14 protein-coding genes are annotated in these 13690 nt (G+C 54.8%); 8 read left to right on the forward strand and 6 right to left on the reverse strand.

Going from position 1 to position 13690, the window contains the following annotated elements; genetic code table 11:
- Positions 1-50: 50 nt before the first annotated feature.
- Positions 51-689, reverse strand: coding sequence for a MaoC family dehydratase (locus FGF80_RS04760; RefSeq protein ID WP_138652519.1), 639 nt, complete (start codon positions 687-689; stop codon positions 51-53).
- Between the two features lie 264 nt (positions 690-953).
- Between FGF80_RS04760 and FGF80_RS04765 the strand changes: the two genes are divergently transcribed.
- The 7 genes from FGF80_RS04765 to FGF80_RS04795 all read left to right on the forward strand — a co-directional run bounded on the left by FGF80_RS04765 (position 954) and on the right by FGF80_RS04795 (position 7257).
- The gene (locus FGF80_RS04765; RefSeq protein WP_138652521.1) at positions 954-1274 is read left to right on the forward strand and encodes an AbrB/MazE/SpoVT family DNA-binding domain-containing protein; all 321 of its coding nucleotides are present in this window, start codon (positions 954-956) and stop codon (positions 1272-1274) included.
- On the forward strand, positions 1271-1756 hold the full coding sequence (locus FGF80_RS04770) for a hypothetical protein (RefSeq protein ID WP_138652523.1): 486 nt from the start codon (positions 1271-1273) through the stop codon (positions 1754-1756). The genes FGF80_RS04765 and FGF80_RS04770 overlap by 4 nt, the downstream gene beginning before the upstream one ends.
- Before the next feature lie 42 nt (positions 1757-1798).
- Positions 1799-2344: a poly(R)-hydroxyalkanoic acid synthase subunit PhaE gene (locus FGF80_RS04775; protein ID WP_049907885.1), complete on the forward strand. Its 546-nt coding sequence runs from the start codon at positions 1799-1801 to the stop codon at positions 2342-2344.
- Entirely contained in the window at positions 2341-3816 is a 1476-nt protein-coding gene (gene phaC, locus FGF80_RS04780; protein ID WP_138652525.1) for a class III poly(R)-hydroxyalkanoic acid synthase subunit PhaC, read from the forward strand. The genes FGF80_RS04775 and phaC overlap by 4 nt, the downstream gene beginning before the upstream one ends.
- A 107-nt stretch (positions 3817-3923) precedes the next feature.
- Positions 3924-4667 (forward strand): beta-ketoacyl-ACP reductase, encoded by a 744-nt coding sequence (locus FGF80_RS04785; RefSeq protein WP_006184357.1) that lies wholly within the window; start codon positions 3924-3926, stop codon positions 4665-4667.
- Positions 4668-4837: 170 nt separating this feature from the next.
- On the forward strand, positions 4838-6325 hold the full coding sequence (locus tag FGF80_RS04790) for a sugar transferase (RefSeq protein WP_138652527.1): 1488 nt from the start codon (positions 4838-4840) through the stop codon (positions 6323-6325).
- Positions 6322-7257, forward strand: coding sequence for an NAD-dependent epimerase/dehydratase family protein (locus FGF80_RS04795; protein ID WP_138652529.1), 936 nt, complete (start codon positions 6322-6324; stop codon positions 7255-7257). The genes FGF80_RS04790 and FGF80_RS04795 overlap by 4 nt, the downstream gene beginning before the upstream one ends.
- Before the next feature lie 23 nt (positions 7258-7280).
- On the opposite strand, the gene FGF80_RS04800 is transcribed toward FGF80_RS04795, so the two are convergent.
- The 5 genes from FGF80_RS04800 to FGF80_RS04820 form a co-directional block, all read right to left on the reverse strand.
- Positions 7281-8381 carry a glycosyltransferase gene (locus FGF80_RS04800; protein WP_238705346.1) on the reverse strand — a complete coding sequence of 367 codons (1101 nt, stop codon included), beginning with the start codon at positions 8379-8381 and terminating at the stop codon, positions 7281-7283.
- Positions 8382-8402: 21 nt separating this feature from the next.
- A complete protein-coding gene (locus FGF80_RS04805; RefSeq protein WP_238705347.1) occupies positions 8403-10046 on the reverse strand; it encodes an O-antigen ligase family protein in 1644 nt (547 codons plus the stop codon).
- Positions 10046-11140, reverse strand: a complete 1095-nt coding sequence (locus tag FGF80_RS04810; RefSeq protein ID WP_138652531.1) for a glycosyltransferase — start codon at positions 11138-11140, stop codon at positions 10046-10048. The genes FGF80_RS04805 and FGF80_RS04810 overlap by 1 nt, the downstream gene beginning before the upstream one ends.
- Positions 11141-11204: 64 nt before the next feature.
- Positions 11205-12659 (reverse strand): oligosaccharide flippase family protein, encoded by a 1455-nt coding sequence (locus FGF80_RS04815; RefSeq protein WP_138652533.1) that lies wholly within the window; start codon positions 12657-12659, stop codon positions 11205-11207.
- A gap of 97 nt (positions 12660-12756) precedes the next feature.
- Positions 12757-13065, reverse strand: coding sequence for a transcriptional regulator (locus FGF80_RS04820; protein WP_138652534.1), 309 nt, complete (start codon positions 13063-13065; stop codon positions 12757-12759).
- A 366-nt stretch (positions 13066-13431) separates the two neighbouring features.
- Here FGF80_RS04820 and FGF80_RS04825 point away from each other — a divergent pair, with 366 nt between their 5' ends.
- Entirely contained in the window at positions 13432-13689 is a 258-nt protein-coding gene (locus FGF80_RS04825; protein WP_238705348.1) for a hypothetical protein, read from the forward strand.
- Position 13690 lies beyond the last annotated feature (1 nt).

The following is a 13690-nucleotide window of genomic DNA, read 5'->3' on the forward strand; positions in this document are numbered from 1 at the left end:
GATATTGCACTCGCCGCTTGCGGGGCAAAACGGGAGTCCCGATGCGACGGCTACTCGGCGGGCAGGTCGTCGATCAGAACGACGGCCTCGCCGTCGATCACGGTCGCGTCATCGTCCTCGTCGCGGACGAGCGTCTCGAGTCGATACTGGTCGTTGCCCAGATCCTCGACGATCTCCACGCGGGCGGAGACGCGGTCACCGATCCCGACGGGGCCGCTGAACTCGAGGTCCTGGGAGAGGTAGATGGTGAGTCCGGGAAGCCGAGCCAGCGCGGCGCTGATGAGACCGGAGACGAGGGTCCCGTGGACGATGCGCTCGCCAAAGCGGGTCTCGGATGCGAACTCCTCGTTGAGATGGAGTCGGTTCGTGTCGCCGCTGACCGCGGCGAACGCCCGGACGTCGTCGTCGCTGAGGACCTTCTCGAAGGTGACTGTATCGCCGACGCTGATCCCGTCCGGATCGTCGACGGTACGGTCGAACTGCCAGTCGAGATCGGAGTAGTCGACCGACGGGATCGGCGGGGCGATCCGGTCGGCCTCCGCGCTGGACTCGCCGTCGGTCGGCGGAAGCATCGCGGAGACGGCGGCACGGTTCGCCGCGGTCGCAGTTCGAAGAAACCCTCGCGTCATAGCCGACCACGCGTTCGTCATGGCGGCGAGGTTGTCTTCGCCAGCGTTCTGGTGGGACATCTACGAGCGGCTAGGCGTGGTGCGTATATGACTTCTTTGGCTCGCTCAAGAGCGTTTTACCGCACGACAGAGCCAGTAATACTGTATTAGGGCCTCTCTTCCGTCCCCGTTCGTATCTAAAACTGAACTGTCACGTCCGGCAGTCAGTCTCGGCCGTCGTCCGATCGACCCCGGTATGCGGCCCGCTCCATTTCATGCCATCTTGTGGTTTTAGATGGTATCTAGAGGAAACGCTTATTGTGTCCGCGAACCAACGTCCTGATGATGACGGACGACTCCGACCGGTCGACCTGGTTCCCGCCTGCGATGTTCACGCAACAGATGCAGGAAGCGGGCGAGCAGGTCGCCGAATCCCAGCAGGAGATGATGAAACAGTTGCTGCAGGCCACGTCGGCGAACCCGCTCGAGAACACGTCGGCTTTCGGGCCGATGAACATGGGCACGGCCACGTTCAAGGCCCGCGTCCAGAGCGGCGGTCGGATCAGCATTCCCGGTCCCGAACGGGAGGCCCTCGACATCGAGGAGGGCGATATCGTCCAGACGATCGTCGTCCCCGTCAAACGCAACCGAGAGGATCACTCATGACGCAGAACCCATTCACCGCAGTACTCGACGCACAGCGCACCGCACTCGAACAGTCCCAGCGCCTGACCCACGACGCTCTCGAGGCCCAGCAGACCTCGATCAGCGCCTTCGCCGACGCCGTCGAAACCTCGAGTTCGCTGGCCGAATCCAATGCCGAGATGACCAAGGGCGCAATCCACGCCTCCTTCGACGCGCTCGAGGCGTCCATGCCCGAGGAGGCCGCGGACTTCGGCGAACTCCGCGACCTCGTCGACGACGGTTTCGACTCGGCCACCGAGGCCCAGTCGCAGTCGATCGACGCCTATCTCGACGCGCTCGAGGAGTCGGAAGTCGCCTACGAGGAGTTCGCCGCCAGCTACTCCGAGGTCGTCGATACCTCTTTCGACGCGGCACTGGAAGCCCACGAGCAGGTCACGGAGAACGTCAGTACCGTCGCCGAAAACGTCGAAGAGGCCGCCGACGAGTTCGACGTCTCGGCGTAAATTCGGGCTCAGCTTTTTATCGTCCACCGTCAATTTTCACCTATGTCAGATTCACAACCTCCGATGGGAGACTGGAACGCGTTCGCCGAACAGTGGAACGAACAGTTCCTCGACGCGCTCGAGGACAATATGGAAGCGCAGGCGCAGTTCGTCGAGAGTTGGTCCGAAACCGTCGGCGAGGTTAGCGAGGAGGCCGAATTCTCCGACGGCGTCGAGGGGTACGCCCGCGCCTACGAGACGTGGATGAACGCCTCCCAGCAGATGGTCGATCGGATGAACGACCAACTCGAAGGCGAGGACGTCGACATCGAGGAGTTCCGCGACATCTGGCTCAACACCGCCAACGAGGCGTTCAAGGACGTCATGTCGACGACCGCGTTCGCCAAGATGACCGGCGAAACAGTCGGCGACGTCCTCGAGATGCAACAGCAGGCCGACGAGGCAGCCCAGGAGACGCTGCGCTCGCTTGGCTTCGCGACGCAGGACGACGTCGTCGAGATCGGTGACCGCCTCGTCGAACTCGAACGCCGCCAACACGCCGTCGAACAGAAACTCGACCGCGTTCTCGAGCACCTAGACGAGCAATGAACAACCCCTTCGCAACCGCACTGACCATGCAACGACAGGCCTGGGAGGCGACCGCCGACCTGGCCGAGAAAACCCGGATCGCCCCCGACCGAACCGACACCGTCGAGAACGTCGCCGTGGGGCAGACGCCCAGCGAAGTCGTCTACGAGGAGAACAAGCTCGAACTCCTCCACTACGAGCCGATGACGGAGGAGCAACACGACGTCCCGATCCTCATCGTCTACGCGCTGATCAACAAGCCGTACATCCTCGATCTGCAACCCGACCGCTCGGTGGTCCAGACGCTGCTCGAGGCCGGCTTCGACGTCTACCTGATCGACTGGGGCGAGCCGTCCACACTGGACCGCTCGCTGTCGATCGGCGACTACGTCAACCGGTACATCGACAACTGCGTCGACGTGGTTCGGGAGCGGTCCGGGCGGGACTCGATCAACATCCTCGGCTACTGTATGGGCGGCACGATGTCGGCCATGTACGCCTCGCTGCACCCCGACAACGTCGAGAATCTGGCACTGATGGCCTCGGGACTGTGCTTCGCCGGCGACGGCGGCGTCCTCGAACTCTGGGGCGGCGAGGAGTACTACGACCCCGAAGTCGTCACCGAGACGTTCGACAACGTCCCCGCCGGGTTCTTGGACGTCGGCTTCGCGTTGATGGACCCCGTCGCGAACAACGTGACGAAGTACGTCCGCTTTTACGACAACATGGAGGACGAGGACTTCGTCGAGAACTTCGCGCGCATGGAGCGTTGGCTCGACGAGGGGATCGACATGGCCGGCGAAGCCTACGAGGAGTTCATCCGCGACATCTATCAGGACAACAAACTCTACGAGAACGAGCTCACCCTGAACGGGGACCACGTCGACATCAGCAACATCGACATGCCCGTCCTCCAGATCGTCGCCGAGTACGACCACCTCATCCCGCCGATGGCCTCGAAACCGTTCAACGACGCGATCGCCTCCGAGGACACCGAAATCCTCGAGTTCGCGACGGGCCACATCGGGATGTCCGTCTCCTCGCGCAGCCACGAGGAACTCTGGCCGCAGGTCTGTGCGTGGTTCGAGGAGCGCTCGAACGGCACCACGAACCCCGCCGACGGCACCTCGAGCGTTGAACCGGACTCGAGCCCCGACCTCGACAGCGAGACGACCGACCGCTCGGACGCGGAACTCGCCGAGCGCGGCGAGGGCGACATCCAGGCGGAACCCGCGGACCCGGGCGAGATGACCGTCGACGAAGAGATCGTCGAGGACGTCGTCGACGAGGCGGCCGCATCCGAGATCGACACCGAGACCGACGATCTCACCGAGCTACGGGGCGTCGGGCAGGCGTACGCCGAAACCCTCACCGCGGCCGGGATCGAGACGATCGACCAGCTCGCCGCGGCCGACGCCGCCGATCTCGCCACCGAGACCGACATCTCGCCGAGCCGACTCGAGGACTGGATCGAGCAGGCACGGGACCGGTAGTGGAGCCGACCGTCGGCTTCGGGCTCGGGACCGCGGGTTCGTCTCGCTCGGACAGGATGGATAACTAACAGGTCGTTATTTATCATCGGCCGTTGAATGTGTGAACTATGTCCATGGATGGTCGTACTTGCGTTATCACGGGCTCGGCGAAGGGTATCGGTCGCGGAATCGCCGAGTACCTCGGCGAAGAAGGGGCAAACGTCGTCATTAACTATCGGACCTCCGAGGGTGCCGCCCACGACGCCGTCGACACCATCGAGTCCGCCGGCGGCTCGGCCGTCGCCGCACAGGCGGACATCTCCGACCGTGCCGATGTCGAGCGGATGGTCGAAGTCTGCCACGACTCCTTCGGTCCGGCGGACGTCCTCGTGAACAACGCCGGTATCACCGCCGACAAACAGTTCACCGAAATGTCCCGCGAGGAGTGGGACCGCGTGATGGACGTCAACCTCGGCGGCATGTTCAACTGCACCCAACTGTTCTACGACGACATCTGGAACGCCGAGGAGGGCCGGCTGATCAACATCTCGAGCGTCGTCGGGAAACAGGGCAACTACGGCCAGGCCAACTACGCCGCCGCGAAAAGCGGCATGTTCGGTTTCACCCGAACCATCGCCCTCGAACTCGCCAAGGGCGGCTCGACGGCCAACTGCGTCGCGCCCGGTTTCACCGCCACCGACATGCTCGAGAGCGTCCCCGACAAGGTACTCGATCGGATCATCTCGGGCATCCCGCTCGAGCGGCTGGCGGAAGTCGAGGACATCGCCGCGGTCGTCCGGTTCCTCGCGAGCAAGGACTCGTCGTACGTCACCGGTGAAGTGATCGACGTCAACGGCGGGATGGACCTCTAGCCGGGCCGCCGTCCGTCCGCCGGCGACCGCGCCACGACAGCTACCACTCGCGTCGCTCCGGAGACGGCGGCTATCGTCGCCGCGGGGGCCACAATCAATAGATAGTCGATCGTCGGCTCAACAGCAGTTCCAAAGGGTATATGTCCGTGTAGTTCCCTTTCAGTTACCAGATGCTTACCGGCTGGCGGTATCGGCTCGCAAGCGCGACCGGGACGGCGGCGTTCGTCGTCATCGCGGTGCTCGTCGCGAACCACCCGATCTCTCAGACCGCGTTCACGACGGTCGTTCCCCTCTTCGATCGGTTGGATCCGGAAGTCCTCGACGGCCCGTCGCTGCGGCGGGCCATCGCGTTGAGCGTCCTCGCGATCGGGGGCGCGGCGTGGCCCCTCTACAAACCCCGCCCCCGACGAATCCTCGATACGGTCGTGCTCGTCCAAAAGCGGGTCCTCGTCGGCGGCTTCGCGCTAGCGACGCTCGGCTATTTCAAGTGGTCTCACCGACTCCCCCGGGCGACGCTCGTGATGACCGTCGGCCTGGTGGCGGTCGTCCTCCCCGCCTGGTTCCTGTTGATTCGCGCCAGCCCGACCGACGACGACGGCCGAATGGTGATCGTCGGCGACGACCCCGCACAGATCGCGCGGGTCACGCCGACCGTTGACGCACCCATCATCGGCTACCTCTGTCCGACGGTCGCCCGGTTTGCGGCATCGGAGACGACCGCGGACAGTCCCGAAGAGCCGATCGCCGACGGCGGAGTCGAACTCCGCCACGACGACTCCGCGTTCGCACACGACGCGGTCGAGTCGACCGTTCTCGACTCGATGACGCGCCTCGGCGGTCTCTCCCGACTCGAGGACGCGCTAGTGGACCACGATATCGACACGGTCGTGCTGGCGTTTCGCCACGCCGACCGCGCCGAGTTCTTCGGCGCGCTGGACGCGTGCCACGAACACGGCGTGGACGCCAAAGTTCACCGCAAGTACGCCGACAGCGTGCTGGTGTCGGCGGGCGACGTCGGCGCGCTCGTCGACGTCGATCTCGAGCCGTGGGACCCGCTGGATCACCTGTTCAAGCGACTGTTCGACGTGGCGTTTGCCGGCATCGGGTTGCTCGCTCTTACACCGATCCTCCTTGCGATCGTCGTCGCGATCAAGCTCGATGACGGCGGCTCCATCCTGTACACGCAAGATCGGACCGCCGTGTTCGGCGAGTCGTTTCCGGTCTACAAGTTCCGGAGCATGATCGAAAACGCGGAGTCCGAAACCGGTGCAACGATCAGCGCGGAAGACGCCGGCAGTGTCGACCCGCGCGTGACCCGCGTCGGGCGCGCCTTACGAAAGACACACCTCGACGAGATTCCCCAGTTGTGGTCGATCTTGGTCGGGGACATGAGCGTCGTCGGCCCTCGTCCCGAGCGGCCCGAACTGGATTCGGAAATCCAAGACGACGGCATCGACTGGGAGAAACGCTGGTTCGTCAAACCCGGACTGACCGGCCTCGCCCAGATCAACGACGTCACCGGCCACGAACCGGCGAAGAAACTGCGGTACGACCTCGAGTACGTCCGCCATCAGTCGTTCTGGTTCGACGTACGGATCGTCATCCGCCAGGTCTGGAAAGTATTATCCGATCTCAGGGAGTTCGCTTCTGACGAATGAACTCCCAGGCCGATTTGCCGTCGATTTCCGGACAGCGCATTCTCGTTACCGGCGGGGCCGGATTTATCGGACGCAACATCGCGCGCGCCCTCGTCGCCGACAACGAGGTCCGCATTCTCGATGATCTCTCGACCGGCTCCCGCTCGACCGTCCCCGAGGGTGCGACGCTGATCGAGGGCGATATCAGAGACGACGACGCGCTCGACCGAGCCACCGCCGACATCGACATCATCTTTCACCACGCGGCACTGATCAGCGTCGAAGCATCCATCCGCGACCCCGAACGGACCCACGACATCAACGTTACCGGGACCGTGAAGCTGCTCGAGCGCGCCCGCGACGAAGCCGCGCGGTTCGTGTTCGCCTCGAGCGCGGCCGTGTACGGCAACCCGGACACGGTGCCGATTTCCGAAGATGCACCTCTCGAGCCGACATCACCGTACGGGCTCTCGAAGCTCGCCGCCGAGCGGTACGTACGGCTGTACGCCGATCTCTACGACCTGTCGGCGGTCGCGCTTCGTTACTTCAACGTCTACGGTCCCGGGCAACTGGACGGGGATTACAGCGCCGTCATCAGCGTCTTCGTCGACCAGGCGGCGGCCGGCGACCCGATCACCGTGGAGGGGGACGGCTCGCAGACGCGTGACTTCGTCCACATCGACGATGTCGTCCAGGCGAACCTGCTGGCCGCACGTGCCGAGCAAACGGGTGTCTTCAACGTCGGAACCGGTGAGAGCATCTCCATTCTCGAGCTCGCCGAAACTGTTCAGGACCTTTCCGATTCAACACCCGAAATCACACACACTGAAGCCCGTTCTGGCGACATCGATCGGAGTTGTGCCCGTATTGCCAAATCAGAGTCGAGTCTCGGATTCGAGCCGTCTGTATCGATTGAAGATGGATTAGAAACGATTCTCCGTTCCGCCGAATAGATATTTGCCCCGTCCGTTTGCTATTACGCGACTAGTTGATCGTATATCTCTTGCACGTCGTTTAGCATCTTCTTGCGAGTGAATAAGTTTTCTACGCGTTCCCGTGCTTGTTCACCGTACCGCTGACGGCGATCGTCGTCTTTGATAAGCGTGTTTATTGCTTGAGCTAGTGCTGAAGCGTCACACGGAGGTACCGTAAGACCGGTTTCACCGTCTTGGCTTACCCACGGAACTCCCGTTGGGAGGTCCGTATTTACGACCGGAGTACCCCGCGCCATTGCTTCGAGTTGAACGATTCCGAACGCTTCGCTCGGTGCTACGGACGGGAGGACAAAGAGGTCTGAAGAACGATATGCGCTTGCGAGATGCTCGTCTGAAACACGTCCAAGAAATCGGATTCGATCCTCGATTCCTCGCTTTTTGGCACGCTGTTCAAGCTCCGACCGTCGTTCGCCGTCCCCGACGATCAGCAATGTCGCATCGATGGATTTCATCGCGTCAATTAGATATTCAACGCCCTTGTAATAATTTAACCGTCCAACAAATAGTATCGTTCGACCCTTGACGCCTAGATCTTCGGAGTTTTCGTCATCAATCGCATCAAGGTCGACCGAGAGAGGAACGACCTCGCATTTTCTTTTGTAAGGCTGAAGCATTGTAGAGTGCTCCAGCAATCGCTGAGAGGTAACGAGAATTCGGTCGACCCTCTCAAGGAATCTCTTAAGAACAGGCTGGTATATTTGAAGCGCCGTTTTTTGACGAACAATATCACTGTGATATGTTGCGACGACTGGCTTATCCTTCGTTCCGAGAGTTAGGTGTGAAACAGTTGAAAGAGGATTCGGAAGATGATGATGAACGATATCGGCATCACGCATTTCCGATCGCAGACGGAAGGGAAACGATGGGGCAAGGGGTACCGATTGAACCGCCCCTAAGCTTGATGCCTTCGTTACCGCTACACCATTATACTCTTCAGAACTGCCGACCCCTCGCGGACGTGCTGCCAGAACACGTGTTCTATATGTGTCGGGGAGCCCTTCGGCAATATTCTTCACAACTTGTTCGATTCCTCCAATCTGTGGGTAATAATACTTATTGACTTGCAATATATTCATTTTCATAGGTTTTGAATTTTATCTCTCCTAGGGTGATTGGGAACCAGTTCGTGATTCTCTGGATAGCCGTAGGTTATTATTATCCTGTTTCCTGGATACTAATGTCGCACAAACAGCGTAGAATGTGAATGAGCCAACAATAGAGTTAAAAAGAAGATGATCCCAGAACATAAACCCGAGGTACCCAATCACCCCTGCTAAAATAACGAGTTGAAGTGGTATTGTATCCGCTGCTGCGGTCATTCCTTGTACCCCACGTCGAAGGACCGTGACTAAGAATCCGGTATAGAGAATAAAGCCGATAATTCCGGTTTCAGCAAGTAGAGAAATGTAGACATTGTGTATCGGCTTTTGTTCGTGTAGATTGTATTCTTGGCTGATCTCTGCAAAATTTCCGCCACCAATCCCAAATATTGGCTGTTCAGTGAATAATGAGACACCTATAGTATACTGTTGAAGACGCGGTCCAAGGTTCGATAAGTCAAATAAGGGAACTGAAACCTCAGATTCATCTACAGGTGAGTTACTTTCTGTCGTATCTTTTTGAGTATGTTGCTCTTCCGGAGTCTCAGGACCTTGCTGAATCGACTGTTCACCTGGTGTTCCGGACATAGTTGATGGGAAAAGAACAATCCCAGTACATAGAATAGCCATAGTGAGGATAATTACCAAAGTACGATGATCTATGGTACGATTATCTCTTAACCACATCACTATAATATATGCAAAAATAATTCCTATGGCAAGTAAGAGTCCTCCTCGTGCAGCGTCACTTGCTGTAAACCGGAGTACGACGACTAAAATTAGAGTCGATAATACGCCGGCCAGTTTGATATATGGAGAATGTTCGAATAATAACGATAGTGAAAACGGTGCAACAAGTATAATTATACTGGCAAGAATAAATGACATTCCGGAAAACCCAGAGACGAAGGTTCCCACAGGCAGTGTAATTGGGCCAACAATTATTCCTGCGATTTGATCAGTATATTCAGGAGATAACTCTCCAAGTGTGGTGAGGCCATAGGAATCACCATGAAGAATTTCAGTGAGAGCAAATAGTGCGTTTGCTAAAACGGCAGTAAATATAATGCTCATCGTTGTTCTTCCCGAAATGGGAAGAATCCGATGGGCACGTCTAACCGCTGCAAAAATCAATCCACCCCATAATATGAATAATGCAAAATAGATAGGGGCGTCAAGACGCACAGGGTCCGTTATAGCAGCTGCGAAGATCGTCCATATAATGAATGCTCCGAGGAATATTTCTTCCTTAGTAATATGGAGAAATTGCTTTTTATCTTGGAAGTAGAGCATACCTAGGAATCCGAAAAGAGGAATATGAGCAAACCAGATACTTGGGCCAATATCTCTTGTCATACTCAAAAGATATTCGCTTGAAGCTAGTGGGATATCGGCAGCGAACATTAGGGATACGAGTAGTGAAACATACACTCCAATTGTTATTCTTCCAATTGCTATTGCTGCTATTCCATAAACCAGACAAATAATAGCTACCCAAACAAGGGATGAAATTGGAGTTATTAATGACAGAATTGGCGTTAACACCATCAATCCAACTATAAGAACGAGTCCTAATGTATATGCGTCTCGCTCCGCACTTAGATCTGTATCAAATGTTTTTATATTTTTCAGAGCGTTTAGTCTCATCATAAAATTACCTCATTAGTAACTTGGCGAATTTCGTCTTGAAACCTAGATTGCCCGAATCTATATTCAATATCCGGGAGCTCACTCCGAAGAGTCTCTTGAAGTCTTTCATTTTCTAAAACACTGCTAATTTTACTGACTGCATCGTTAGTCGAATTATACATCACTCTTTCACAATCACCAACGACTTCCTGTTGTCCACCCCCTTGAGGTACAAACGGTATAGTTCCGCCAGCGATTAATTCAGCAACAGCGATGCCAAAATGTTCATAGTTCATTCCATGGAGCCCATATTTATGTGTCGTAATTAGTTCAATCAATTTCTCTCGATCTACCTCCCCTTCGAGATGAACAAAATCATATTTTTCGCATTTAGATATGACTTTTTCACGGTAACTCTCTGTCCACGGCAATGTAAAACGATCCATTGTAGGGCCAATTATATGGTAATGAATGTCTTTCCCTTGTTCGTAGAGGTTAGCAACAATGTCTATATTTCTTAATATGTTCTTCTCGGGACTTAACCGTCCTACAGTTACGAAGCCGTTCTCTCTATCTTCCCAATTTTGTGGGCTAAAATCAGACGAGTCTACTGGTGGGTAAATAGTTTTAGTATTCGTTCCTAATGCTTTTTTTACTTTAGACCCAGTCCAATCGGAATTGGATAGGTATTTAGTATCCTTGTGGCTACAATTTATATTCGGTGACGCTTTGTCACAAAACCAATCATATGTGGAATAGATAACCGAAGAAAATTCATCCGCGTTTGGATGGACACTTCTGTCAGAATACGGGAAGTGTATATACTGAATTGATTTACATGGTACATGTAATTCATTATATGTGCTAAAGAGCAGATCATATTCTTCCTCCAATTCATTGTCTAATATATATGATTCTAGAAGAGACATTTTTAATTTTCCGAATCGATTATTCGGTAAACGATGGGAAAGTGCGCTTATTCCATCGATTAAGTGGACATCAACATTCGTAACAGATGTGTCGTAATATTCATTCAACTCTCCAAAATCGGGTTCATCGACAGATAGAATCGTTATTTCATGCTCTTCTTGGAGAGCTTCAATCACATTCATACAGACTGATTCTCCACCACCCTTCGCCATTAATGTCGGATGTATTACTAGAATAGTAGCCATACTAAATGATCGTGTTGATTACCTTTCTCATCCAGACCACTTCACCGCTTCGAAACTCGCCAAAAGCAAATAAAGTAAGAAAGTAGACTAATATACCAATAATGCCATCAAACACCAATAATGGAAGCGTCATGTCTATAGCATATCCAAATAGTCCAGTAATAGCCATCCCACAACCTGCCACGGAAACATGTACAAGAGTTTCTCGTGGGATCGTCCAACGAACAGTTTTCCACGACATCAGATACGCGAATATAACATATACTGCGGAACTTAACAGTGTGGCAAACGCGGCACCAATATAACTATATGGAGGAATCAAGAGAAAGTTCAGGAATATATTTGTAACTACAGCAAACCCAACGCCACAAGTCATGATCCCAGTTGCCTCATACAGCTCTAATCCTTTATGACCGATCATGGAAAAGTTCCAGAAAAACAAAGATAGAGCTATTATAGGAATTATAACAAACCCAGAGTGGAAAGAGTTGCCGAGAACAAGTGTACTGAGTGGTCGACTAATGATCGCAGCAAATATTGTAGCACATGTCCCCAATATGATGTAATATCTGCTATATTCTGATATTAGTGATTCTGCTTTTTTATGACTGTTTTCATCCCATTCATTCATGATGATTGGGTGGAGTGTTTGGATAATCGGCGAAAGTACTAATGGAAGTCCGGTTTGTACAAGCATGTAATTTGATGAATAAATACCTACTTCGGATGTAGATGATAGCATTTCTATAAGAATACGGTCCGCAAATGTAAGTAGTGTCAGTCCAAATAACCATCCAATCATTGGAACTCCATACCAGAGTAACTGACGGACAGTATTTTTATCAAAAGACACTTGATAGATATTGAGACGAACAAACATGCTAAGAACACCCACAGCACTCCCAATTGCAGCACCCCACACCCATCCAACTATACTGTCGAAAACGAATACTGAAAGCGAAATACCGACACTAAGTTTAAGAACTGCCCTTATCAGGGAGTATATACTTACTTGCTTTGACTTCAATTGTGATTGAAATATCGATTTGAACACACGGAACGATCCAGTACTAACAGTAGCCACGACTGCAGCCATATAGAAAATCCGGTACTGGCCGAGGTGGTCTCCGAGGAGTACGAAGCTTATTGTGCCGATCGCAATCCCGATAGCTGATATTAAGCAGAGTGTGAGTATCGCCGTCGGTACTATCTCCTCTGAAGTGGATTCAAATCGTAATACAGCTTGTTCAAGCCATCCAAACAAACCTGTGGAAAGAACAGTGACAAAAACAATGGTCAGCGAGTATTGACCATATGCGGCAGTATCAAACACACGAGTATAAAATACGAGTGCAACTAGACCAAGTGCAGCTGGAACAAACTCAGCTACCGTGTAAAATCCAAAATCCTGTATGAATCTGGCTATTGTGTTTATATCTTCTTTACTGTTTCCCATCTGCCGCGATATATAGAATCAATCTTTATTAGCGTGCTGATTTTCTAGCCCATGACTCTGGGAAACGTTATTCGTGTTTGAGATGGGTATCTCGATCTTATTCTTCTTCGAACTCTAGATCACTCGCGTCCAACTCTCCATCGAGGTATGCGATTCCTTTGCTGGTGATCCTGTAGTATCCGCGGTCTTCGTCAGTTTTCTCGAGCAAAGACGCCTGATCGAGGATGTTCATCCGACGGGACACCGTATTCTGGCTTCGGTCCAGGACCTCGAGTTCCTCGACTAGGTTGTACCAGACGGCAGTCGGTGGCAGCGAAATTCGGTGGCCCGCTTCCGTCTCTAATTCCCGCAGGTACTCCAGAATCGCGTCGTCAACCTCGTTCATCCACGAGACGCGGGCCCGCATACCGCTGAAATCGACGGTTCGACGATTAACTGCACCGGATCGATACCTGCTTGGAGTAGATACCTCATATCTGGTCCATATGTGCTAGAAATATAAGTAATAGAGACATGTAGGGATGGCTACGGGAGCGATATCGTGCCGCCGCTACGGGGACGATAAAACGAGCGGGCCGGTGTTCCCCCACCGTGCCCGCGGTAGCTCCCGTCCTCATCCACGGAAGCTATGTGTGATAACGATCCACGGGACCTTGAAAACCCCGACCGATTGTCCGCATCGTCACAAAATAGCACTCCCTCGGATCGGACCAACCGCTCCGAGGACCGCGCGGCCCGCTACCGCATGGCGCTTACCCGGATCGATCGCCTGGTGAGCGGCTTACTCGCCTCCCTCGAGCGGGACGACGACCTCGGCGACGAGGCGACGAAGCGCTGCAAGCGCCACGTGCGTGAGATCAGGGCCGAGGCCGATGCGGTGCGCGTGCTGGTACCCGTCGAGCCGCGGCCGGAGAACGAAACCGTGCCGATGGTCGTCGATCGGGGACCGGAGACGGTCTCCCAGCGCGGACCCGAGCCGGACGCGTTCGAGCAGCGACGGGAACGCTCCGAGTCCGACGACGGCGAGTGAG

It is taken from the genome of Natrinema pallidum (assembly GCF_005890195.1).
In the GTDB taxonomy this organism is placed as follows: Archaea; Halobacteriota; Halobacteria; order Halobacteriales; family Natrialbaceae; genus Natrinema; species Natrinema pallidum.